This window comes from Pseudomonas sp. SG-MS2 (assembly GCF_009933855.1).
Taxonomy (GTDB): Bacteria; Pseudomonadota; Gammaproteobacteria; order Pseudomonadales; family Pseudomonadaceae; genus Aquipseudomonas; species Aquipseudomonas putida_E.
On record NZ_MOMO01000158.1, the window covers coordinates 1 to 24,088 of the forward strand.

18 protein-coding genes are annotated in these 24,088 nt (G+C 62.0%); 9 read left to right on the forward strand and 9 right to left on the reverse strand.

The window, feature by feature from the left end:
- Positions 1-145 precede the first annotated feature (145 nt).
- The gene (gene rlmM, locus BLX42_RS13050) at positions 146-1,213 is read right to left on the reverse strand and encodes a 23S rRNA (cytidine(2498)-2'-O)-methyltransferase RlmM (RefSeq protein WP_046786477.1); all 1,068 of its coding nucleotides are present in this window, start codon (positions 1,211-1,213) and stop codon (positions 146-148) included.
- Between the two features lie 223 nt (positions 1,214-1,436).
- Between rlmM and acnA the strand changes: the two genes are divergently transcribed.
- Both acnA and BLX42_RS13060 read left to right on the forward strand, forming a co-directional pair.
- Positions 1,437-4,178, forward strand: coding sequence for an aconitate hydratase AcnA (gene acnA, locus BLX42_RS13055; RefSeq protein WP_119688569.1), 2,742 nt, complete (start codon positions 1,437-1,439; stop codon positions 4,176-4,178).
- A gap of 260 nt (positions 4,179-4,438) precedes the next feature.
- Complete coding sequence (locus BLX42_RS13060; protein WP_161871930.1) at positions 4,439-6,004, forward strand: PAS domain-containing methyl-accepting chemotaxis protein; 1,566 nt, start codon at positions 4,439-4,441, stop codon at positions 6,002-6,004.
- A gap of 40 nt (positions 6,005-6,044) precedes the next feature.
- On the opposite strand, the gene BLX42_RS13065 is transcribed toward BLX42_RS13060, so the two are convergent.
- From BLX42_RS13065 to BLX42_RS13085, 5 genes are all read right to left on the reverse strand, one after another.
- Positions 6,045-6,929, reverse strand: a complete 885-nt coding sequence (locus BLX42_RS13065; RefSeq protein WP_046786480.1) for a pseudouridine synthase — start codon at positions 6,927-6,929, stop codon at positions 6,045-6,047.
- 51 nt (positions 6,930-6,980) lie between these two features.
- Positions 6,981-7,289, reverse strand: a complete 309-nt coding sequence (locus BLX42_RS13070) for a hypothetical protein (protein ID WP_039603809.1) — start codon at positions 7,287-7,289, stop codon at positions 6,981-6,983.
- A gap of 71 nt (positions 7,290-7,360) precedes the next feature.
- Positions 7,361-7,792 carry a D-Ala-D-Ala carboxypeptidase family metallohydrolase gene (locus tag BLX42_RS13075; protein WP_161871931.1) on the reverse strand — a complete coding sequence of 144 codons (432 nt, stop codon included), beginning with the start codon at positions 7,790-7,792 and terminating at the stop codon, positions 7,361-7,363.
- Positions 7,793-7,896: 104 nt separating this feature from the next.
- A complete protein-coding gene (locus tag BLX42_RS13080) occupies positions 7,897-8,136 on the reverse strand; it encodes a glutaredoxin family protein (RefSeq protein ID WP_039603811.1) in 240 nt (79 codons plus the stop codon).
- A 74-nt stretch (positions 8,137-8,210) separates the two neighbouring features.
- On the reverse strand, positions 8,211-9,419 hold the full coding sequence (locus tag BLX42_RS13085) for an ammonium transporter (protein WP_046786482.1): 1,209 nt from the start codon (positions 9,417-9,419) through the stop codon (positions 8,211-8,213).
- A 334-nt stretch (positions 9,420-9,753) separates the two neighbouring features.
- Here BLX42_RS13085 and BLX42_RS13090 point away from each other — a divergent pair, with 334 nt between their 5' ends.
- The 6 genes from BLX42_RS13090 to BLX42_RS13115 all read left to right on the forward strand — a co-directional run bounded on the left by BLX42_RS13090 (position 9,754) and on the right by BLX42_RS13115 (position 16,783).
- Complete coding sequence (locus tag BLX42_RS13090; RefSeq protein ID WP_012313531.1) at positions 9,754-10,068, forward strand: YqjD family protein; 315 nt, start codon at positions 9,754-9,756, stop codon at positions 10,066-10,068.
- A gap of 9 nt (positions 10,069-10,077) precedes the next feature.
- Entirely contained in the window at positions 10,078-10,452 is a 375-nt protein-coding gene (locus BLX42_RS13095; protein WP_115275423.1) for a phage holin family protein, read from the forward strand.
- Positions 10,449-10,778 carry a hypothetical protein gene (locus BLX42_RS13100; protein ID WP_046786484.1) on the forward strand — a complete coding sequence of 110 codons (330 nt, stop codon included), beginning with the start codon at positions 10,449-10,451 and terminating at the stop codon, positions 10,776-10,778. Before BLX42_RS13095 ends, BLX42_RS13100 begins: the two co-directional genes overlap by 4 nt.
- Positions 10,779-10,940: 162 nt before the next feature.
- Positions 10,941-12,272, forward strand: a complete 1,332-nt coding sequence (locus tag BLX42_RS13105) for a deoxyguanosinetriphosphate triphosphohydrolase (RefSeq protein WP_046786485.1) — start codon at positions 10,941-10,943, stop codon at positions 12,270-12,272.
- Between the two features lie 279 nt (positions 12,273-12,551).
- A complete protein-coding gene (locus BLX42_RS13110; RefSeq protein WP_046786486.1) occupies positions 12,552-13,172 on the forward strand; it encodes a response regulator transcription factor in 621 nt (206 codons plus the stop codon).
- Positions 13,173-13,180: 8 nt separating this feature from the next.
- A complete protein-coding gene (locus tag BLX42_RS13115; protein WP_161871932.1) occupies positions 13,181-16,783 on the forward strand; it encodes a transporter substrate-binding domain-containing protein in 3,603 nt (1,200 codons plus the stop codon).
- A 39-nt stretch (positions 16,784-16,822) separates the two neighbouring features.
- Here the strand turns inward: BLX42_RS13115 and BLX42_RS13120 are convergent, their stop codons facing one another.
- Positions 16,823-17,167 (reverse strand): YggL family protein, encoded by a 345-nt coding sequence (locus BLX42_RS13120; protein WP_012313525.1) that lies wholly within the window; start codon positions 17,165-17,167, stop codon positions 16,823-16,825.
- Positions 17,168-17,354: 187 nt separating this feature from the next.
- On the opposite strand from BLX42_RS13120, the gene dacB reads away from it, so the two are divergent.
- Positions 17,355-18,818: a D-alanyl-D-alanine carboxypeptidase/D-alanyl-D-alanine-endopeptidase gene (gene dacB, locus BLX42_RS13125; RefSeq protein WP_046786488.1), complete on the forward strand. Its 1,464-nt coding sequence runs from the start codon at positions 17,355-17,357 to the stop codon at positions 18,816-18,818.
- A gap of 63 nt (positions 18,819-18,881) precedes the next feature.
- Here dacB and BLX42_RS13130 read toward each other — a convergent pair whose 3' ends face one another.
- Both BLX42_RS13130 and rlmKL read right to left on the reverse strand, forming a co-directional pair.
- Positions 18,882-21,272, reverse strand: coding sequence for a diguanylate cyclase (locus tag BLX42_RS13130; protein WP_161871933.1), 2,391 nt, complete (start codon positions 21,270-21,272; stop codon positions 18,882-18,884).
- Positions 21,273-21,366: 94 nt separating this feature from the next.
- Positions 21,367-23,559 carry a bifunctional 23S rRNA (guanine(2069)-N(7))-methyltransferase RlmK/23S rRNA (guanine(2445)-N(2))-methyltransferase RlmL gene (rlmKL, locus tag BLX42_RS13135; protein WP_046786490.1) on the reverse strand — a complete coding sequence of 731 codons (2,193 nt, stop codon included), beginning with the start codon at positions 23,557-23,559 and terminating at the stop codon, positions 21,367-21,369.
- Positions 23,560-24,088 lie beyond the last annotated feature (529 nt).

Below are 24,088 nucleotides of genomic sequence, written 5' to 3' on the forward strand. Positions count from 1 at the left end.
GCATCCATGCCCGTCACCTCCCTTCGCAAGACCTGCGCTCGGCCTCCTGAAGTCGCAATCTGCGGCGTCTGAACTATCGTGCGCTTAAAAGCAAAAGCAAGGCAACGGCAACGGCAACGGCAACGGCAACGGCAACGGCAACGGCTTACTTTCGCGGTTTCAGGTCCAGCCTGCGCAGATGGCACGTCACTTCCTCGCGGTCGTGATACAGCTGCTTGCAGGCAATCGACACCTTGACCTTGCGCGCCTTGAAGGTCGCCTCCATGCGGTCCAGCAAGCGACGCACCTCGGCATATCGCTGCTTCATCGGCAACTTAAGGTTGACCACCGCCTCCCGGCACAAGCCCTCCCCCAACCAAGTCTCGATCAACGAAGTGGTGCGCGCCGGCTTCTCGACGATATCGCAGACCATCCAGTCCACCGGTTGCTTGGGCTGCCAAGTGAAGCCGTCGGCCATCAGGTGCTGAACCAGCCCGGTGTCCATCAAACTCTCTGCCATCGGCCCATTGTCGATAGCAGTGACCAGCATGCCACGGCGCACCAGTTGGTACGTCCACCCCCCCGGTGAAGCCCCGAGGTCCACCCCGGTCATGTCATCGCCCAGCCGCTGCTCCCACTGCTCCCGTGGAATGAACTGGTGCCAGGCCTCTTCAAGCTTCAAGGTCGAGCGGCTCGGCGCTTCACGCGGGAATTTCAAGCGAGGAATTCCCATCGGCCACAGCGCACTGTTGTTCGCCTCGGCAACGCCAACGAATACCCGACGACCACTGATGAAGGTCAGCAACAGGCGAGGCAGGCTGGCGTTATCGACCAAGCGGCCGGCTTTTTCCAAAGCCTTGCGCAGCGGCACCTCGAACTTGCGACAGAACGTCGACAGCTCCTTGCCGTCGTTGCTGTCCAGCACCTCCAGCCACAGGCTGCCAAACACCGGCAGTGTTGCCAGATGCTCGAGCAACACGCTGATCCGATCGGTCTCAGGCAGTTCGATGTAGCCGCCACGCGCCCACTGGCGCGGGAAGATCAGTTGGGCAAAGCGCAGCTGCGCCATCAACCGTTCGGCACCTTCGGCTTCGGCGCAGACAAACTCGGCGCAGGCGCTCTGCGGCTTGCCTTTGGCATAACCGGCAACCCCCAGGCGGGCAGCGTGTTCGCTGATCTCGGCGCAGACCTCGCCCTCGAACCCGGGCCGGCAATGCATGAACAGGGTATTCATCTCTCACTCCACTACGGCTGGCGCACCACAGGCGCCGGCAGGGCGGCGATGATAAAGGAAGATCGGAACCTGCGACATGCCCCGCCGGTCCAGAATAGGGTCAGGGCAGACAAACCGGTCTAACCTGACTCTTCAGCCAGGTCCGTACCGTGCGGGCCGAAACAGAGCGGTGACACCGGCATCATCCAGCCAATGCCGGGCACCGGTGCATAAGGAGTTGGCAATGCCCTCGCTCGATAGCCTGAAAACCCTCAAAACCCTCAAGGTGGCCGACCAGACCTACCATTACTTCAGCCTCACCGAGGCTGCACGACAACTAGGCGACCTGCAGCGCCTGCCCATGTCGCTCAAGGTACTGCTGGAAAACCTGCTGCGCTGGGAAGATGGCGAGACGGTCAGCAGCGACGACCTGCGCGCCCTCGCCGACTGGCTGCAAGACCGCCGTTCCGATCGCGAGATCCAATACCGCCCGGCGCGGGTATTGATGCAGGATTTCACCGGCGTACCGGCGGTAGTCGACCTGGCGGCCATGCGCGCTGCCATGGCCAAGGCCGGGGGCGACCCCCAGCGGATCAACCCGCTGTCGCCCGTGGACCTGGTGATCGACCACTCGGTGATGGTCGACCGCTACGCCACCCCCCAGGCGTTCAGTGAAAACGTCGACATCGAAATGCAGCGTAATGGCGAACGATATGCCTTCCTGCGCTGGGGCCAGAGCGCGTTCGACAACTTCCGCGTAGTGCCGCCGGGCACCGGCATCTGCCACCAGGTCAACCTGGAGTACCTGGGCCGCACGGTATGGACCCGTGAGGCCGATGGGCGCACCTATGCGTTCCCCGACACCTTGGTCGGCACCGATTCGCACACCACCATGATCAACGGCCTGGGCGTGCTCGGCTGGGGCGTTGGCGGGATCGAAGCGGAAGCTGCCATGCTCGGCCAGCCGGTGTCGATGCTGATCCCGGAAGTGATCGGCTTCAAGCTTACCGGCAAGCTGCGCGAAGGCATCACCGCCACCGACCTGGTGCTGACCGTGACACAGATGCTGCGCAAGAAAGGCGTGGTCGGCAAGTTCGTCGAGTTCTACGGTGACGGCCTGGCCGACCTGCCCTTGGCCGACCGTGCCACCATTGCCAACATGGCACCGGAATACGGCGCGACCTGTGGCTTCTTCCCGGTCGATGAGGTCACCTTGGACTACTTGCGCCTTTCGGGCAGACCGCAGCAGACGGTGCAACTGGTCGAACAGTACTGCAAGGCACAGGGCCTGTGGCGCCTGCCGGGGCAGGAACCGCTGTTCAGCGATACCCTGGCCTTGGACATGGGCGAAGTCGAAGCTAGCCTGGCCGGGCCAAAACGCCCCCAGGACCGCGTTGCGCTCGGCCAGGTCAGCCAGGCGTTCGACCACTTCATCGAATTGCAGCCCAAACCCCTGGCCAAAGAGGTCGGCCGCCTGGAAAGCGAAGGCGGTGGTGGTGTGGCAGTGGGCAATGCCGACCAGGCCGGCGAGATCGACTACAGCCACCAAGGCCAGACCTATACCCTGCGCGATGGTGCCGTGGTAATCGCCGCAATTACCTCCTGCACCAACACCTCCAACCCCAGTGTGATGATGGCGGCCGGCCTGGTGGCGAAAAAGGCCCTGGAGAAAGGGCTGCAGCGCAAGCCATGGGTAAAAAGCTCGCTGGCGCCCGGCTCCAAAGTGGTCACCGATTATTACAATGCCGCCGGGCTCACTCCTTACCTCGACCAACTGGGTTTCGACCTGGTCGGCTACGGCTGTACCACCTGCATCGGCAACTCCGGTCCACTGGACGAAGCCATCGAGACCGCCATCGGCAGCGCCGACCTGACCGTCGCCTCGGTACTGTCAGGCAACCGCAACTTCGAAGGCCGGGTGCACCCGCTGGTCAAGACCAACTGGCTGGCCTCCCCGCCACTGGTGGTGGCCTACGCCCTGGCCGGCAGCGTTCGCCTGGACCTTACCCGTGACCCGCTGGGCACCGGCAAGGACGGGCAGCCGGTGTACCTGCGCGACATCTGGCCCAGCCAGCAGGAAATCGCCGACGCCGTGGCCAAGGTCGACACGGCGATGTTCCACAAGGAGTACGCCGAGGTATTCGCCGGTGACGCCCAGTGGCAAGCCATCGAAGTGCCGCAGGCGGCCACTTACGTGTGGCAGGACGACTCCACCTACATCCAGCACCCTCCCTTCTTCGACGGCATTGGCGGCCCACTGCCGGTGATCGAGAACATCCAGGGTGCGCGCATTCTCGCCCTGCTTGGCGATTCGGTGACTACCGACCACATTTCCCCGGCCGGCAACATCAAGGCCGACAGCCCGGCCGGGCGCTACCTGCGCGAAAAAGGCGTCGAACCTCACGACTTCAACTCATACGGTTCACGGCGGGGCAACCATGAGGTGATGATGCGTGGCACCTTCGCCAACATCCGCATCCGCAACGAGATGCTCGCCGGTGAAGAAGGCGGCAACACGTTGTACGTGCCCACTGGGGAAAAGCTCTCGATCTACGACGCGGCCATGCGCTACCAGGCTGAAGGCACGCCGCTGGTGGTGATCGCCGGCCAGGAATATGGCACCGGCTCCAGCCGCGACTGGGCAGCCAAAGGCACCAACCTGCTGGGGGTCAAGGCGGTACTGGCGGAGAGTTTTGAGCGCATCCACCGCTCCAACCTGGTCGGCATGGGCGTACTGCCATTGCAGTTCAAAGCCGGGCACGATCGCAAGCAACTGGGGCTCACCGGCAAAGAGCGAATCGACGTACTTGGGTTGGCCGGGGTTCAGTTGAAGCCAGGCATGAGCCTGCAACTGCGCATCACCCGTGAGGACGGGCAGCAGCAAGACATTGAGGTACTGTGCCGGATCGATACGGTCAATGAAGTGGAATACTTCAAAGCCGGCGGGATTTTGCACTATGTGTTGAGGCAGTTGATCGCCAGCTGAAAGCCAGCTGACCGGGGCGCAAATGCGCCCCTTTTTTGTGCCGGAGGCTGGCTCTTGGCCAGCCAATGAGTCATGATTTGACCTGCACGTCACTCCCTGCAATAAACCTGCAATAGTGACGCCATCTTTCGCGAACGTGCGGGCCTGCTAGCGTAATCCCCGCAGTCCGTTCCTGCGCCAGATCAACGAAGTTAAATATCCATTCAATAAAAGTACTGGCTTGCCGATATCTGTCGAAAGCCTTGCGGATTACTCAGCCCATGCGGAACAACCAGCCGATTACCCAACGGGAAAGGACTTTCCCTGCCCAACAACGCTTGATCTCGACCACCAATGCCAAGGGTGTGATCACCTATTGCAACGATGCGTTCGTCGAGATCAGCGGCTTCACGCGCGAGGAGCTGATCGGCGCACCGCACAACCTGGTACGCCACCCTGATGTGCCGCCTGCGGTGTTCGCCCACATGTGGCAGACCCTCAAGCAAGGCCAGCCCTGGATGGGCATCGTCAAGAACCGCTGCAAGTCGGGTGACCATTACTGGGTCAACGCCTACGTCACGCCGATCTTCGACAACAACCAGGTGACCGGTTTCGAGTCGGTGCGGGTCAAGCCCACCGCCGAGCAGATCCGCCGCGCCGAAGCCCTGTACCAGCGCCTGAATCAGGGCAAGCCCGCCGTTCCGCGCCGTGACAAGTGGCTGCCAGTGCTGCAGGACTGGCTGCCCTTCATCCTGGTCAGCCAGATCGGTTTCCTGATCGGCAACTGGCTCGGGCATTCCTGGGGCTTCGCCCTGGCCGCCGGCCTGTCGGTGCCGCTCGGCCTGCTCGGCCTTAGCTGGCAACAACGCGGCCTCAAGCGCCTGCTACGCCTGGCCGAACAGACCACTTCCGACCCACTGATCGCCCAGATGTACACCGACAGCCGAGGCGTGCAGGCACGCCTGGAAATGGCCCTGCTCAGCCAGGATGCGCGCATGAAAACCTGCCTGACCCGCCTGCAGGACAGCGCCGAACACCTCAGCGACCAGGCACGCCAGTCCGACGTCCTGGCCCACCAGAGCTCTTCGGGGCTGGAGCGCCAACGGGTCGAGACCGAGCAGGTTGCCGCCGCCGTCAACCAGATGGCCGCCACGACCCAGGAAGTGGCCAACCATGTACAGCGCACCGCCGATGCCACACAGGAAGCCAATCGCCTGACCAGCCAGGGCCGGCAGATCGCCGGTGAAACCCGCGACGCCATCGAGCGCCTGTCGGCGGCCGTGGGTGAAACCGGCGAGACCGTGACGCAACTGGCCAAGGACAGCGACGAAATCGGTGGCGTGGTCGATGTGATCAAGGGCATTGCCGACCAGACCAACCTGCTGGCCCTGAACGCCGCCATTGAAGCAGCCCGCGCGGGCGAAATGGGCCGTGGCTTTGCCGTGGTGGCCGACGAAGTGCGCCAGCTGGCCCAGCGTACCGCTGAGTCCACAGGGCAGATCCATGGCCTGATTGCCAAGCTGCAACAGACAGCCAACAACGCCGTGCTCACCATGGAATCTGGCCATCGCCAGGCTCAGGAAGGTGTAGAACGAGTGATGCAGGCTGACCAGGCATTGATGGGGATCAGCGAGGCGGTGGCCAACATTACCGACATGGCGACCCAGATCGCTGCCGCCACTGAAGAGCAGACAGCCGTGGCTGACGAGATCAGCCGCAACATCAGCACGATCGCCGAACTGGCCGACCAGACAGCCGAGCAGGCGCAGCATTCGGCGCTGCTCAGCGAAGCATTGACCACCACCGCCGGTGGCCAGTACTCACTGGTGGAGCGGTTCAACCGCTGACAACACTGCGCCCCTTCGCGACCTTGCCCGCGAAGGGGCACTACCAACCGAGGGTCAGACGACTCTCGAAATAGCGCTCCTCCCCCGTCAACGGGTCAGCAAAGCGCAAGCTGTGTGCCAGCAGCTTCAATGGCCGCTGGTAATCATCTTCTACCTTGAGCAACTCAGGATAGAACGGATCGTTACAGATCCCCGCGCCCAGTGCCGCCATGTGCACCCGCAGTTGATGCGTCTTGCCGGTCACCGGTGAAAGGCCGTAGCGCCATAGCTCACCCTGCTTCTCCAGCACCTCGGCCAGGGTTTCGCTGTTATCGTCGCCCGGTACCTCATGCATGCGGAAAAACGGCTCGCCATGCACCAGACGGCTTTTATGCACCAGAGGAAAATCACGCTGGGGCAAGGCCGGGGCGATGGCGTGGTAGCGTTTGTCGATGCGGCGCTCGGGGAACAGCCTTTGGTACGCGCTGCGGGTTTGCGGGTTGGCCGAGAACAACACCAACCCTGCGGTATGCCGGTCGATGCGGTGCAACGGCACCAGGTGAGGGTTATCCAGGCGCCGGATCAAACGGCGCAGCAACGTCTGTTCGACATACTCGCCGGTTGGCGTAACCGGCAGAAAATGCGGTTTGTCGGCCACCACCAGATGCTCATCCACATGCAGGATGGCTTCCTCTACCGGGATCGGCCGCTCGTTGGGCACCTCACGAAAATAGTGCAGGCGCATGCCGCGGCGGTAAGGCAGGTCGGCAGCGATCGCCTGGCCTTCGGCGTTGAGCACCCGGCCACGAGCAAAGCGGTCAAGCCACTGCGCACGCTCGATTGCCTTGAAATGGTCGCACAGGCAATCAAGTACCGTCGCCCAGTTGCCAGGTGGCAGGCAGACCGTGCTGGCTTGCTGGCGGGCGGGGTCGAAAGGCGTGGTCATGGCGAGACTCGGGGCAGGCAGGGCCGGGCATTATCCCCCAACCCCGCCAGCTCAACCAGCCTGGACCATAGCCTCGCTGCGCGCCTTCAGCCAGCGCAGAACCTGCACGGGCTCCCAGCGGCCGGGATCATAGAGCGCATACAGCAAGCCCTGGTAACCCACCACATCCAACCCTCGATGGTAGCCGGCCCGCTGGAACAGCGCCTCGATCTCGGCGAAGCAGGTATTGAAATGAACCTTGCCGAACGGCGTACGGTCATCGGTGACCAAGCCTTCGAGGCGCAGTTCCAGCACGGCGTCACATACCCGCTCCACCGGCATGCGGTTGACGCTGTACTTGAGTTGCTCGACATTGAGCATGGGCTTACCTCGATACTGTATTTATATACAGCATACGAACTTGCACACCCCGCCGTCAATTCATCCCCTGCTCACTGCAAACCTGGCAGGTAGCCTGTACCCCTGCGGATGGTCAGCACTTCACGGCGCGGGACGCTCGGCGTTACCGACAGGTGGACCCAACTGTCGAACTCGAGAATCATCTGGTCGAAATTCACTGCGCTTGCGCTCACCCGGCGGACCACTTCCCGGTTACTGATGCCGAATATCTCGAAGTCCGCGGCCAAGCCCTGCAGGTGCTGGCTGCGCGGGGAGCCGCCTATACGCTTGTTCAACGCGGGGGACCGGTAGCCACTGCTGATGATTACCGGCAGGCCAAACAGGGCCCGCACCTGCTCAAGGGCTTCACACAGCAGGTGCAGGTTGCTGATGACTTGCTGCGAGGGCGTATTGTCCAGCCCTTCCCGAGCGGCGACCTGCGAGACAATCATCTCTTCCAGGGTGAAATTTGGTGTGATGAACATGACTGCATTCTCGACGATGATGAGGTTCCGGCGTGTGTCGCCGGCACGGCATCTTCGGGTAACAGCTCAGCTCATGCAGGCAGGCGATGCTTCCCCTGCCGTTGTCATTGCGCGAGAAAGGCTACAACCTGTTCAGGATCGAACGGCCAGTGCAGTTCGGCCGAGGTATCGCAACGACGCAGCACGGGAATGATAAGCCCGTAGCGCTCGAACAGCGCCTCGCTCTCGGCGATATCGACCAGTTCGACCAGCAGGCCATGATCGACGAAAGGCATGAGAACGGCTTCGGCCACTTCACACAAGTGGCACCCGACGGTGCCGAAGAGTTGGCATTCAGGCAGCATGGGGCGGGACCCGGTTTGGCATGGATGAGAAGCCTATTCTAGGTCGCTACCGCCCCATGTGCACCTGACCTCGTTCAATCCTGGCTGGTGGCACCGATGCGGTGCAGCGACAAGTCGGCGCCCTGAAACTCCTGTTCATGGCTCAGGCGCAGGCCGAGTACCGCGCGGATCAGCCCGTACACGACAAAGCCCCCAAGCAGCGCGATCAGCACCCCTGCCAGGCTCCCGATCAACTGGCTGGTCAGGCTGACGCCTCCCATACCGCCAAGGCTTGCCTGGCCGAAGATGCCACAGGCTATCCCGCCCCATAGGCCACATAGCCCATGCAATGGCCACACGCCCAGCACATCGTCGATCTTCCAGCGGTTTTGCGCGGCGGTGAAGCTCCACACGAACAGAACACCGGCCACCAGGCCAGTAGCCAGTGCACCGATCGGATGCATCAGGTCCGAACCTGCACAGATCGCCACCAGGCCCGCCAGCGGCCCGTTGTGCAAAAATCCAGGGTCGTTACGCCCGGCCAACAACGCTGCCAGGGTGCCGCCTACCATGGCCAGCAGCGAATTGATCGCCACCAGGCCACTGACGCCTTGCAAGGTCTGCGCGCTCATGACATTGAAGCCGAACCAGCCGATGATCAGGATCCACGAGCCCAGTGCCAGGAACGGAATGCTCGACGGAGCGAAGGCCACCAGCCGACCATCACGGTACCGCCCCCGCCGTGCACCCAGCAGCAGCACTGCCACCAGTGCCAGCCAGCCGCCCATCGCATGCACCACCACAGACCCTGCAAAGTCATGGAAAGGCGCACCAAAACGCGCCTGCAGCCATGCCTGTGCGCCGAAGTTGCCATTCCATACCACGCCCTCGAAGAACGGATAAATGAAGGCTACGATCAACGCTGTGGCACACAGCTGAGGCACGAACCGCGCACGCTCGGCGATACCCCCGGAGATGATTGCCGGTATCGCTGCCGCGAACGTCAACAGGAAAAAGCATTTGACCAGGGCATAGCCGTGGTCGGCGGCCAGCTGGGATGCCGGGTGCAGAAAACTCACACCATAGGCAACCCAGTAACCGATGAAGAAGTACACCAGCGCCGAGATGGCGAAATCGCTGAGTATCTTCGACAAGGCATTGACCTGGTTCTTGTGGCGCACGGTGCCCACTTCGAGAAACGCGAAGCCCGCGTGCATGGCAAGCACCAGAATGGCGCCCATGAGGATGAAGAGCGTGTTGGAACCGTGGACCAGGGAGTCCATGGCGCTGTGCATGTTGTCCATGAAAAGGCAGACCTACTGAAAAAAGGCACCAGGACAGTTCAAGAACCTGCATCCATGCACCGGATCGGTGCCAGCCCATTGCCCGGGTACGGTGGACCGAGCGAAGCCTGCGTGGTTTTTTCTTGGGTTTGTCGTGGATTGGGTTAAGGTTTATCGGTATCTGCCGGGGTCGACGCCCAGTATCGGCGCATCGCTCCGGTCTACGCCCCGCGTTGTGGCAATCTTCATTAGCAAGGCCCATACCAGCGACAGCAAGGCCCATACCAGCGACGAAGTGAACCTTCAGCGCACAGCGAAACTCGAATTACCTACACACCTACACAGGGAGAGCACCATGGCCAGCAAATCGGCAAAGACTGCACAAGAGATATTGATGGCGGACTTCCAGGCTTTGGTCCGTGATACCGAGAAGCTTCTGGCCGACACCGCCAATCTGGCGGGCGACCAGGCCGATGAGCTGCGTGAGCAGATCCACGAGCGCCTCACGCAGGCCCGCGAAACCTTGCAACTGACTCAGGAATCGGTGCGTGAGCGTGGCCAGGCGGCCTTGGGTAGTGCCGAGCACTACGTTCAGGAAAACCCTTGGCAGGCCATCGGCATTGCCGCAGGTGTCGGCCTGCTGATCGGCCTGTTGGCCAATCGGCGCTAAGGAGCCTCCATGGAGAATGACGCCATTGGCACCGGTGCCTCGGGCAGGCGCCTGGGCGCCGCGATACTGGGGCTGCTGCACAGCCATATCGAACTGTTCGGTATCGAACTGCAGGAGCAGAAAGGACGCACCCTGAGCCTTTTGCTGTTCGCTGGCCTGGCGCTGGTGTTCGCACTGCTGCTGCTGACAGCCTTGTCGGGCCTGCTGCTGGTGTTGCTGTGGGACAGCTACCGCCTGGCAGGGATCATCGGCCTGTGTGTGTTTTATGGTGTGGCTGCGCTGTATTGCGGCCTACGGCTGAGGGCGGCGGTATTCGACGAGTCCTCGCCGTTTGGCGCCACCCTCGAAGAACTTGCCAAGGACCGGGAGCGCCTGCTGCCATGAGCCTGCCTGAACTACCCAATACGCGTAACCCACGGGAGCTGCGCAAAGCCCTGCTGCGCCTGCGCATGGAAATGCATCGCCAGCAGATCCGCCAGGAGTCCGGGCAAATGCTGCAGCCACTGCACCGCCTGCGTGGCATGGGCGGCTCATTGCAAGATGGCCTGGGCATCAAACACGCTCCCCTATGGGGCATTGGTGCGGTGGTTGCGCTGGGCTTTCTGACCGGCAAGGGGGTGCGCAGCGGCAACCTGTCACGCCTGGTGCGCCTGGGCACTACGCTGCTGCCGCTGTTGAAGGTGTATCTGCAAGGCTCGCGGCGCTCCTGAGCCACCTCCAGAGTCTTCACTCGCAGGTGACCCACGCGTTTCAAGCGTGGCAAGCACCTGTGAGAGACGGCGTGCCGACGATCAGGCCGGTATCGATTTTCCGCTTGCATAGCCCTGCGCGACACCGGAAGCTACGCCATTCGACCTACAGGAGAGCGAGCCTTGGACTGGCACACCCTGCTCACCCGCGAGCGCCTGGGCAAAGCCCTGTACAGCCCCGATGAACTGGGGCGCAGCCCCTTCCACAAAGACCACGACCGGATCATCTTCTCAGGCGCGTTCCGCCGCCTGGGGCGCAAGACCCAGGTCCACCCCGTCTCCAGCAACGATCATATTCACACGCGCCTGACCCATTCCCTCGAGGTAAGTTGCGTAGGGCGCTCATTGGGCATGCGCGTCGGCGAAACGCTGCGCGACAGCCTGCCAGACTGGTGTGAACCCAGTGATCTGGGCATGATCGTGCAGTCCGCCTGCCTGGCCCACGACATCGGCAACCCGCCGTTCGGCCACTCAGGCGAAGATGCCATCCGCCACTGGTTCCAGCAGGCTGCAGGGCGCGGCTGGCTGGATGACATGACGGATGACGAGCGCGGCGACTTCCTCAACTTCGAAGGCAACGCCCAAGGGTTTCGCGTGCTCACCCAGCTTGAGTATCACCAGTTCGACGGCGGTACCCGGCTGACCTACGCGACCCTCGGTACTTATCTCAAATACCCTTGGACCGCCCGGCACGCTGATGCCCTGGGGTACAAGAAGCATAAGTTCGGCTGCTACCAGAGCGAGTTGCCGCTGCTCGAACAGATCGCGCACAAGCTCGGCCTGCCGTTACTTGAGGAGCAGCGCTGGGCGCGCCATCCACTGGTCTACCTGATGGAGGCAGCCGATGACATCTGCTACGGCCTGATCGACCTGGAAGACGGCCTGGAGATGGAGTTGCTGCAGTACGCCGAAGTGGAGGCGCTGCTGCTCGACCTGGTGGGCGATGACTTGCCAGAAACGTATCGCCAGCTTGGCCCTGCAGATTCGCGACGACGCAAGCTGGCCATCTTGCGTGGCAAAGCCATCGAGCACCTGACCAACGCCGCCGCGAGCGCCTTCGTCGAGCAACAGCAGGCATTGCTTGCCGGGCAGTTGAGTGGCGACCTGGTCGAGCACATGCACGGCCCGGCCAAGCGCTGCGTGCTTCAGGCCAAGGACATGGCACGCAACAAGATATTCCAGGACAAGCGCAAGACGCTGCACGAAATCGGTGCCTACACCACCCTGGAAATCCTCCTCAACACGTTCTGTGCTGCGGCCCTTGAGCAGCATGGCGGGCGCACCCCCTCCTTCAAGAGCCGCCGCGTACTCGATCTGATTGGTAACAACGCCCCACACCCGCATGATTCTTTGCACAAAGCCTACCTGCGCATGATCGATTTCATCGCCGGCATGACCGACAGCTATGCCAGCGAAATGGCCCGCGAGATGACCGGGCGGTCCAGCCCGACCTGAACCTGGGTACTGCCGCATGCCGTTGCGCATGCGGCCCATTATAGTGAGGGATATTTCCTACAACTGCCGCCACTTGTTAAACAGAACGAATATTTACAAAACAAAAAGTTACCAAGAGACCTTTGACACTGAATCAAATCATTACACTTCGTAGCTCTAATTGCCTTCTGCTGTAAGCCATTTCCCATATACGTTTAATCGCCACACTTCACACCCCATGTCAGATGCAACTGGGTTAATGTGCCCCCTGCCTCGTCATCCGCCGCAGGGAAGTTGAACATGCACTCCGTATTTATTGTCGATGACCACCCGGTCATCCGCCTGGCTGTCCGTATGCTGCTTGAAAACCAGAACTACAAAGTCGTAGGCGAATCGGACAATGGCGTGGACGCCATGCAGATGATCCGCGAAACAATGCCCGACCTGGTGATTCTGGATATCAGCATCCCCAAGCTTGATGGCCTCGAGGTCCTCTCGCGCTTTCAAACCATGGCCTTGCCGCTGAAGGTACTGATCCTGACCGCGCAATCGCCTGCGCTGTTCGCCGTGCGCTGCATGCACTCAGGTGCGGCAGGCTATGTATGCAAACAGGAAGACCTGAGCGAACTGCTCAGCGCTATCAAGGCGGTACTGGCCGGATACAACTACTTTCCCAGCCAGGCCATCCACACGGGCCACGAAACAGCAGACACCGATCTCAGGCTTTTCCGGCAGGTCAACGATCGCGAACTGATGGTGCTGCAACTTTTCGCCCAAGGGCGCAGCAACAAGGAAATTGCCAAAGGCATGTTTCTCAGCAACAAAACCGTCAGCACTTACAAGAAGCGCCTGATGCAGAAACTCCAGGTCGACACCTTGGTCGACCTTATCGAGATGGCCAAACGCAACGCGCTGGTCTGAGGTGTCAAATGGCGCAACTCCTTGCCTGGCTGGCCCTTGCACTGTCATTGGCCTGCTGCGCAGCGCAGGCTTCTCAGCTTGAGGCGGTACCGTATTCCCTTCTTGCCCGCTCCTCTGCCTCACCGGTAACGCCGCCACTGACCGCGCCACAGAGGGAATGGCTGATGGGCCGGCAATACCTGAAGCTGGGCACGTCAGCACCGGATTACCCGCCCTTCGACATAACCAGTGGCGGGCGCGACTATCAAGGACTCACCGCCGAATATGCCAGCCTGATCGGCAAGGTACTGCAAGTGCCGATTCGAGTGTTGCGCTATCCCAATCGGCAAGCTGCAGTAGAGGCGCTCAAGAAGGGGGATATCGACTTGCTCGGCAGCGCCAATGGCTATGAAGCAGCGAGCGAAGGCCTGGCGCTTTCGCACCCTTATGCCGTCGACCAGCCGGTGCTGGTGACCCGCGAAGACGAACGCCGCACGCTCAATCGCGGCATGGACGGCATGCGTCTGGGCATGTTGTATCACTACCTGCCCCGAGAAGAAGTCAGCACTTTATATCCCCAAGCCGAACTGCTGGCCTTCGGCTCGTCTTCCCAAGCCCTCAATGCCGTCGCGTTCGGGCAGGCTGACGTGTTCATCGGCGATACCATATCCACTCACTATCAGCTCAACCGCGGTCACCTGCCGCGCCTGCGCATGGCAAGCTTCGGCAAACATGAGAGCGTCGGTTTCAGTTTTGCAATGCGCGCCCAGGATACCCATCTCAAGGACCTGGTGAACCTGGCCCTGGAGCGCCAGCCTGCCGCCGTGCGCGCCAGCATTTTCAAACGCTGGAGTGCCGGCAGCGACCTGCTGTTGAGCGACCGGAAGCTGCAGCTCACGACCGAGGAGGAGCAGTGGTTGCGCCGCCATCCTGTGATGCAGGTGGCTATCGACGAGACGGCCGCACCGCTGTCCTATTTCGACGGCAATGGCCATTTTCGCGGGATTACCGCCGACCTGCTGGATCTGATCCGCCTGCGCACAGGGCTGCGCTTCGACGTTCAGCGTGCCAACGGCATTGCCGAGATGATCGCCCGGCTTGAGGACGGGCGCGTGAACATGATCGCAGCGCTTGCCGTGGATGACATGAGCGAGGAGCACTTGCACCTCAGCCGACCTTACCTGGAAAGCACCTATGTGCTGGTGACACGCACCGAAACGCCCCAGTACACCTCATTGGAACAACTGCAGGGCCGGCGCATCGCCATTACCCGCTACAGCGAGATGTCCGAACTGCTGGCGACCCGGTATCCGCAGACCGGCTGGATCGAGACCGAAAGCCCCTACTATTCCATGGCACTGTTGAGCAGTGGCGCAGTCGATGCCGTCATCACGACCTTGATCGATGCCAACCACGCCATAGCAGGTAACGCCAAACTGGTCATCCGCAGCACGGTCGGTACCGATCCTGCGAGCTTCGCCATGGCCACCTCGGCGCAGGCAACAGAGTTGGCATCGATTCTGGACAAGGCCCTGCTGAGTATTTCGCCGGAAGAACTGGGGGTGATCAACAACCGCTGGAGTGGTTACAGCCAGCATGATGACAGCAATTGGCTAGGCTTCAGGCGCCTTGCCTTGAAAGTGTTGCTGGGGACCGCTTTGCTCCTGCTGGCGGCGCTGCTGTGGAACGCCCGGTTGCGCCGCCAGATCAAACAGCGCCAGCACGCCGAGCGCGCCCTGAACGATCAGCTGGAGTTCATGGGCGCACTGCTCAATGGCACCCCGCACCCCATGTACGTGCGGGACAGGGCGGGCTGCCTGCAAAGCTGCAATGCCAGTTATCTGGAAGCGGTGCAGGCGACCCACGACGAGGTCATAGGCAGGCGCCTGGAAGACAGCCTGTTCGCGGGTTCGGAAAGTACCCGGCAGATCCATGCCGATTATCTGCAGGTGATGGCGGCCGGGGTTCCGCTGATCATCGACCGCCCCTTGCGGCTCAAGGATCGCGAAATCACGATCTACCACTGGATACTGCCGTACCGTGATTCACTCGGTGAAGTCCAGGGCATCATCGGTGGCTGGATCGACATCAGCGAGCGGCGCAAGCTGGTGCAGGAGCTGCGCGAGGCCAAGCAACTGGCTGATGATGCCAACCGCGCCAAGAGTACCTTCCTGGCTACTATCAGCCATGAGATTCGCACCCCGATGAACGCGGTCATCGGCATGCTCGAACTGGCGGTCAAGCGTGCCCATCAAGGGCAGATCGATCGCACCTCGCTGGAAGTCGCCCACCATTCGGCAAAGGACCTGCTGGGCCTGATCGGTGACATCCTGGATATCGTGCGTATCGAGTCCGGCCACCTGTCCCTTGCGCCCGAGCCTGTCGACCTTGCGGCGCTGGTCGAATCGGTGAGCCGCGTGTTCGATGGCCAGGCACGGCAAAAAGGCCTGGCCTTCGACGTCGTCATCGACTCCAGCGCACGCTGCCACGTCCTGCTCGACCCACTGCGTTTCAAGCAGATCCTGTCCAACCTGATCAGCAATGCCATCAAGTTCACCGGGCAGGGCCAGGTGCGCATCAGCCTCAGCCTGCGCGAAGAAGCCCCGTTAGCGCCCCCAAGCCTTGACCTGGAAGTGCGTGACACCGGCATTGGCATTCACGACGATGACCTGCAACGCCTGTTCAACCCCTTCGTTCAGGCCAACCCGCATAGCCAAGGGGCTCGCGCAGGCACGGGCCTGGGCTTGGCCATCTGCCGTAGCCTGTGCGAAATGATGGGCGCAAGCCTGAGTATCAAGAGCGTGCCGGATTTCGGCACGCAGGTTCGCTTCAGCGTACCGCTGCAACGTGTCGACGCACTGCCGCCGCAGGTGCTGGAAGCCGATGACATGGATGTACCCGATGCCCGGTTGAAGGTGCTGGTGATCGACGACCACCCGGCCAACCTGATGCTGATGGCGCAACAGCTGGGGTACCTGGGCCTGAGCCAGGCCACTGCCAGCGATGGCCGCGAAGGCCTGGAAAAATGGCGTGAAGGGCAATTCGACGTGATCGTCCTCGATTGCAACATGCCGCACATGAACGGCTATCAGCTCGCGGCCGCCGTGCGCGCAGAAGAACGCCAGAACGGGCGCCCTCACTGCGTGATCCTGGGCTATACCGCCAACGCCCAGCCCGAAGTCAGGCAAAAATGCCTCAGTGTCGGCATGGACGACTGCCTGCTAAAACCCATCAGCCTGCGCACACTCAGCCAACGCCTGGCGAATATCGCTCCCAAACGGGAGCAGGCCGCAACGAAGGTACCGTTCAATATCAAAGGTCTGAACAGTATCGTTGGCGACAACCCCAACGACCGTGAACTGTTTCTCAAGGCCTTGCTGATGAGCCTGCAGCAGGACCTGGCAACGCTCATGGGCCTGGACCCTGACGTCGAACCCGAGGCCGTCGGCGAGCAGGCACACAAGATCCTCAGCGCGGCGCGGATGCTGGAAGCGCAGCACTTGATGGCGGCCTGTGAGGCCCTTGAACAAAGCGGGTTGCCCGCATCACAGCTGAAACTGCGGCGACAGGCTTTGGCACGGCACATGCGCCGCGTAGAGAAAGCCTTGGCCAGAGAACTGACCAAGCCTTGATGAAGCGGCCGCCCGAGCGGGCGCCGCTTCAGCCATGCATCAGGAAGCCGGGTTGATCGGCTTTTCCGGATACCAGGCGTCCAAGAGCGGGCTGACTTCGATGGAGGTCAGTTCGCTACGGCCTTTGAGCCAGGCTTCGACAGTGGCGCGTTGCTCTTCGCTGACCGAGCCACGCTCTGCCAGGCAGACCAGGCCGAAATCATCACCACCGACATAGTCCAGGCCGTTGGCGTCCATGGCTTCTGCCAGGAAGGCGTCGAGGAAGGCATCGATGGCTTCGTCGGACAGGTCTTCCTTGAAACCCAGGTTCAATTCAAAACCCAGCTCCTGGAATTCATCAACGCACAGCTTCTTGCGCAGACGACGGGAACGGTTGGTAGCCATGAAACAATCCTCTTGAGTAATAACGCGCGGCACTTTAACAGTTTCCGCAGTACAACGGCGCTTTTCCGTCGAACGTGGCGCATGAGCGCGGCGCTTGGGGCATAATGCGCACTATATTTCGTAGAGGGGCGATCATCTCATACAGCCCCTATGTCTTTTTCCCTCGTCCGCAGGGTATGAATCTCATATGATCAAATCGCTCCGCCCCCTCGTTCTCGCCGGCATGCTCCTGCCGTTCGCCCTGCCCAGCCAGGCCGCAGCCGTCAACACCACGCTGCCCCCCAAGGTTCAGCAGGCGCTCAAAGCCAGCAAACTGCAGGACACAGCACTGTCGCTGGTGATGCTGCCGCTCAATGGCCCCGGCACGCCGACCGTGTTCAACGCTGATGTCTCGGTCAACCCGGCCTCGACCATGAAGCTGGTCACCACCTATGCAGCCCTCGAACTGCTCGGCCCGACTTTCCAGTGGAAGACCGAGTTCTACACCGATGGCACCCTGAGCAACGGCGTGCTCAACGGCAACCTGTACCTCAAGGGCGGCGGTGACCCGAAGCTGAACATGGAGAAGCTATGGCTGCTGATGCGTGACCTGCGCGCCAACGGCGTTCGCACCATTACCGGTGACCTGGTGCTGGACCGCAGCCACTTCGTACAGCCCAACCTGCCGCACTTCAATGATGACGGCGGTGACGTGAACAAGCCCTTCCTGGTCAAGCCCGACTCCTTGCTGGTCAACCTCAAGGCCCTGCGCTTCGTCGCCCGCAACGATGGCGGCAAGGTGACCGTCGCCGTCGAGCCACCCATTGCGAGCATTCGCATCGACAATCAGGTCAAGGCAGTTGCCTCCAGAAAATGCACTGGCGATGTACGCTACAACCCGGTGCCTCAAGCCGATGGCATGAATGTCGTGGTCAGCGGCCAGCTGGGCGATGGCTGCAACTCGCAGACGTACCTCGCGCTGCTCGATCACCCCACCTACGCCGCCGGTGCCGTGCGCGCGATCTGGAACGAACTGGGGGGCAGCATCCAGGGCCGTGACCGCATCGAAAACGTACCCAAGGGCGCTCGCCTGCTGGCACGGGCCTTCTCGCCCGACCTGGTGGAGGTGATCCGTGACATCAACAAATACAGCAACAACACGATGGCCCAGCAGCTGTTCCTGAGCCTTGGCGCACAGTTCCGTACCGACGCCGATGGCGACGATGCCCGCGCAGCTCAGCGCGTGGTTCGCCAGTGGATGGCCAAGAAAGGTATCACCGCGCCCCACCTGGTGATGGAAAACGGCTCTGGCCTGTCGCGCGCTGAACGGGTAAGCACGCGCGAAATGGCCGCACTGCTGCAGGCGGCGTGGAATAGCCCCTACTCCGCAGAATTCATCAGTTCAATGCCGTTGGTGGGCATGGACGGCACCATGCGCAAGCGCCTCAAGCGTACCGCCTTGGCCGGTGAAGGCCACATCAAGACCGGCACCCTGAATACCGTACGCGCCATTGCCGGCTTCAGCCGTGACAGCAACGGCAATACCTGGGCAGTGGCGGCGATTCTCAACGACCCGAAACCCTGGGGGGCATCGCAGGTACTCGACCAGGTACTGCTGGACCTGTATCGCCAGCCCAAAGCCGCTAACCGGACGGTAGGCGTCAACCCATGATCTGACTTGGGCAAATACCAACTTCATCGCCGGCAAGCCGGCGATGAGGCCCGCACTGCCCGCTCAGCTCAACTCTGCCTCGACACGGTCCCTGCCTGCCTGCTTGGCCGCATAGACGCCGGCATCAGCCCGCAGCAACAAGGCATCGGCCCCCTCCCCCGGGCGCCATCCGGCCACGCCAAAGCTTGCAGTCACTTTGCCAACCCCGTCGACAGGCAAATTGCGCACCCCTTGCCACAGTTCCATCGCCAGGAGCCGCGCCTGTTCAGCATTGCTACCAGGGCAAAGCACCATGAACTCTTCACCGCCAAGCCGGCAGAATACGTCCGTACGCCGCAGACGCTGGCCGATACGCTGGCAGAGGCTGCGCAATACATGATCCCCCACGGCATGACCGTACTGGTCGTTGATCCTCTTGAAATGGTCGATGTCGAGCATGATCACTGCCAGTTCCTGATCATCACGCTGGGCGCGGTCCAGTTCGGCCTTCAGCCGCTCCTGGAAGTAGCGGCGGTTGTGGATACCGGTCAGGGCATCGGTCACCGATAAGGTCCGCAAGTCCTCCTCCACGCCCTTGAGGTCGGAAATATCGGTCAGGTAGCCATGCCAAAGCGTGCAACCGTCTTCACCGACTTCCGGCGTCGCCTCCCCGCGCACCCAGCGCAACCCGGCCCTGGGCAGGCACACACGGTACTCTTCACGCCAAGGGGACAGGTGTTCGGCCGAGTAGCGCACGGAGCGCTGAACGCGCTCCAGGTCATCGGCATGGATGCGCTCGAACACCACTGTGGCGTCCTCGCGCAGCAACTGCAGGTCGACCTCATAGATATCGAACAGGCCCTGACTGGCATAGGGGAAACACGAGTGGCCATTAGCGTCGAGGCGATACTGATAAATGCCGCCCGGCACCTCGGCACTGAGCTTCTCCAGCAGCCGATCACGCATTGCCAACGCCTCGTGCACTCGACGGCGCTCGGTGACATCGATGCAAATCGCCAGGTAACCTACCCATAGCCCCTGCTCGTCAAGCACCGCGGTCACCAGCATGTTGGCCAACAACTGGCTGCCATCCTTGCGCACCAAAGTCCACTCGCCTGGCTGCGCGCCACCCTCTTGTATGGTCTCGGCGAACATCGCCTGGCCACCATCGATGTGGCGCCCGTAGCGCAGGCCCAAGGCATGGGCGCGAAGGCTGAGCTCCTCTGGCAGAAGCAAGTCTTCCAGTTGCAGTTTCCCGACCGCTTCGCTGGCCGCGTAGCCAAGCATGCGTTCGGCACCGGCATTGAAAGTACTGACCACACCCTTCAGGCTGGTCGCGATGATAGCGACCTGGGTAGCGGCATCGAGCACACTGCGCAGCTGATTATGCGTCTCGCGCAACGACTGCTCACTGACGCGCAACTCAGCGGTGCGCTGCTCCACCAGCTTGAGCGCACGTTGCCGCTGGCTGAACAGGTTGTACAGCAAGGCACTGAGCAACAGGCTTAGCAGGCCACCGAGCAAGCCCACCGCCAGCGCCGCAGAGGAGCGGTTGGCCTGCATGAACACCTGGCTTGGGCGGATATCAAGCTGGAAATGATGGTCGGCCAGGTGCAACAGCTGCGTGCTGACCAACGCCAACGGCGCGGCCGGGTTCTGCGAGTCGAACAACAGCTCATGGCCATTGCGCCCACTTGGATCGACGATCCGCACCACCAGGTTGTCCTGGGCAATGGCCGGCAAGCCGTCCGTGATCAGTTGCCGCACGTTCAGCAGCGCCATGACATACCCTGCGGGGTTGCCGGCCTGCGCGCTGTAGAACACCGGCGCTACCATCAACAGCCCGCGGGCGTAGCCCGGTGCCACACTTATCATGTCCAGCGGCGCGGACACTGCCATGCTGCCGGGTTCCAAGGCACGCATCAGGGCCTGGTCACGTACCGCCTGGCCGCGCAGGTCCAGCCCGTAGGGTTGCCCCTGCATCTGGGTTGCCTGGGTGTAAAGCACCGGGAAGTAGTGATCACGCGGCGGCGCCGGGTGCCAATTACCGCGCTCGTCCAGGTCACGGATCAGGTAGGCCTGCCCCAAGGCGGCACTGGCCTTGCGCTCGAAGTCGCGCCGCTGCGCGCCCTCGACCCGCGGCGCCCAGGAGTAAGCCTGGGTGCGCCGCAGCAGGGGGCGGGCGAAGCCGTCGAATTCACGTGGAGTGATGTCGTTGGAGAAGCTGAAAAAGCGCCGCAAGCTGTCCAGGCGCTGTTCCTGGTCGTCGAAGCGCTCGGCGATACGGCTATAGCGCTCGCTGGCCAGCAGCTCGAAGCGCTGGCGCAGCTGCTGCTTGTAAAACGCATGCGTGGCCAGCGCCAGGGCAATCGACAGCAAGCTGCCGGCCACCAACGCCACCAATGCCACTGCCCAGGCAGCCATCGCCTCGCTGCACAGGCCCAGCACCTTCGCACGCACGCCATACTTCGACATAGATCGATCTCGTCACGTCAGCGTCCTGCGAAAATCATGGCCCTGTGCTGAGTTATAGCTATTGGCCATTAGCGACGCAATGTTGCCTGTCGCTTTAGCGCAATTGCAGGCGCCAGGCGCGGTGGATACGGTTGTTGCGGGCGAAGTCCGGGTCCAGTGTCTGCGCAGTGATTTCCTCTACCACGTAGCGCGCAGCCAGATGCTCGTCGAGCTGGAACTTGCGGAAGTTGTTGGAGAAGTACAACACACCACCGGGCGCCAGGCGCGCCATGGCCAGGTCGAGCAGTTGCACGTGGTCACGCTGCACGTCGAACACGCCTTCCATACGTTTGGAGTTGGAGAAGGTCGGCGGGTCGATGAAGATCAGGTCGTAAGTGTCGCGATTGGCTTCCAGCCAGGCCATGACATCACCCTGCTCCAGGCGGTTGCGCTCGGAGAAGCCGTTCAGCGACAGGTTACGCCGCGCCCAGTCCAGGTAGGTCTTGGACAGGTCGACGCTGGTGGTACTGCGCGCACCGCCCTTGGCGGCATGCACGCTGGCCGTAGCGGTGTAACAGAACAGGTTGAGGAAGCGCTTGTCGGCCGCCTCGCGCTGAATGCGCATGCGCATTGGGCGGTGGTCGAGGAACAGGCCAGTGTCGAGGTAGTCGGTGAGGTTGACCAGCAGCTTGACGCCACCTTCACTGACCTCATGGAAGCGCCCTTCGGTGGCCTGGCGCTCATACTGGCGGGTGCCGCTCTGCCGCTCACGGCGCTTGAGCACCACGCGCTGCGGGTCGACGCCCAGCGCCTGGGGGATCGCCGACAAGGCATCGAGCAGGCGCGCCTGGGCCTTTTCCGGGTCGATCGAGCGCGGCGCAGCGTACTCCTGTACGTGTACCCAATCCTGATAGAGGTCGACCGCCAAGGCATATTCAGGCATATCGGCATCGTATACGCGGTAGCAGCCGATCTGTTCCTTGCGGGCCCACTTGCCCAGTTGCTTGAGGTTCTTGTGCAGGCGGTTGGCGAACATCTGAGCGCCTTCGGACAGGCGTGCAGGCTCACTGGCTACCGGCAGCGGTCGGCGGGTATCACCGCTATCGGCCTGGGCCTCGCGACGTTCACCGGTAACGAACTGGTCAGGCTGCACCTTGAACAGCAGCAGCTTGCACGGCAGCGCGCCGTTCCAGAACGCATATTGCTTGTGGCTACGGATGCCCATGCGCTTGCCCAGCTCCGGCGCACCGGTGAACACTGCAGCTTCCCAGCCCATGCACGCCTGGCGCAGGCGCTCGCCGAGGTTCTGGTAGAGGTACAGCAAGCTGGCTTCGTCACCCAGGCGTTCGCCGTAGGGCGGGTTGCTGATGACCAGGCCCTTCTGGTTCTGATCCGGGCGCGGCTCGAAGCTGGCGACTTCTCCCTGGTAGATCTTGACCCACTCACTCAGGCCTGCGCGTTCGACGTTGTTGCGCCCCGGCTGGATCAGCCGCGGGTCTGCCTCGTAGCCGCGAATCCACAGCGGCGGTTTGGCCAGGCCGGCCTGTGCACGGGCCTGAGCCTCTTCGTGAACCTTGCGCCAGGTGGCCGGCACATGGCCAAGCCAGGCGCTGAAGCCCCAGCGCTCGCGCTTGAGGTTAGGTGCCATATCGGCGGCGATCATCGCCGCTTCGACCAGGAAGGTGCCTACACCGCACATCGGGTCGGCCAGGGCGCCACCCTCGGCGGCGATGCGTGGCCAGCCGGCACGGATCAGCACCGCCGCGGCCAGGTTTTCCTTGAGCGGCGCAGCACCTTGCTGCAGGCGATAGCCGCGCTGGTGCAGGCTGTGGCCGGAGAGGTCGAGCGAAAGAATCGCCTCGCCCCGGTCCAGACGCAGGTGAACACGCACGTCCGGGTCGACTTTTTCTACCGATGGGCGCAGACCTTCACGATTGCGCAGTTTGTCGACGATGGCATCCTTGACCTTCAGCGCGCCAAAGTGGGTGTTGTCGATGCCCGAGCCATGGCCGCTGAACTCGACCGCCAGGGTACCGTCGGCCGCCAGGTGATCGGCCCAGTCGACAGCGTTCACGCCATCGTAAAGGTCGTCGGCATTTTTCATGTTGAAGCGCTTGAGCACCAGCAGCACGCGGTTGGCCAGACGCGACCAGAGGCACAGGCGGTAGGCGGTTTCCATGTCGGCCGCGCCGCGGATGGCCGAGGTGTGCTCGCGCACATCGTCAAGGCCCAGGCCCTTGGCCTCTTCGGCAAGCAGGCCTTCCAGGCCTTTGGGGCAGGTGAGATAAAGTTCGAAACGGTCCGACATGTGTATTCCAGAGCCTTGGGCTATTTGAGTGACGAAGCGACGCATCGCCCCGCCGATGTTTGCCCGAACGCCCTTCCAGCAAGCGTCCGAGTGGCCTTGATCTGCGCAGTATGCAGCAGCTGATGGGCCGGGCCGCCTGATCGATCTGCTCTCGCCAGTGGCAGAGACAGCTTAGATCATCAGGCAGTACAAAAAATTTCTGTCGACTTCAGGGTCGATGTGACCCTTCGTCGCATTACCAAATATTTCTTTCATCGCAGCGCAACGCTGGCGAAATGACGTCAAGGTTCAGCAAACCCCGGCCATAGCGGGCTCAACGCCAAACAAGGTTGAGTCGCATTTATTTACTTATCCCTTCACCCTTGGAAACGTTACGTGCTTATGACAAATCGATCATTCCCTCGGTGACTCGCATTCGTTAGAACTGGTCTCAGGCCGCTTCGCAACGAAGTGGCACTTTCAGCCCGCCACGCCGGCAGCGGGCGCAAACCGGCAGAAAGACTCTGCCCGGCCTCGGAGAGGCCGACGG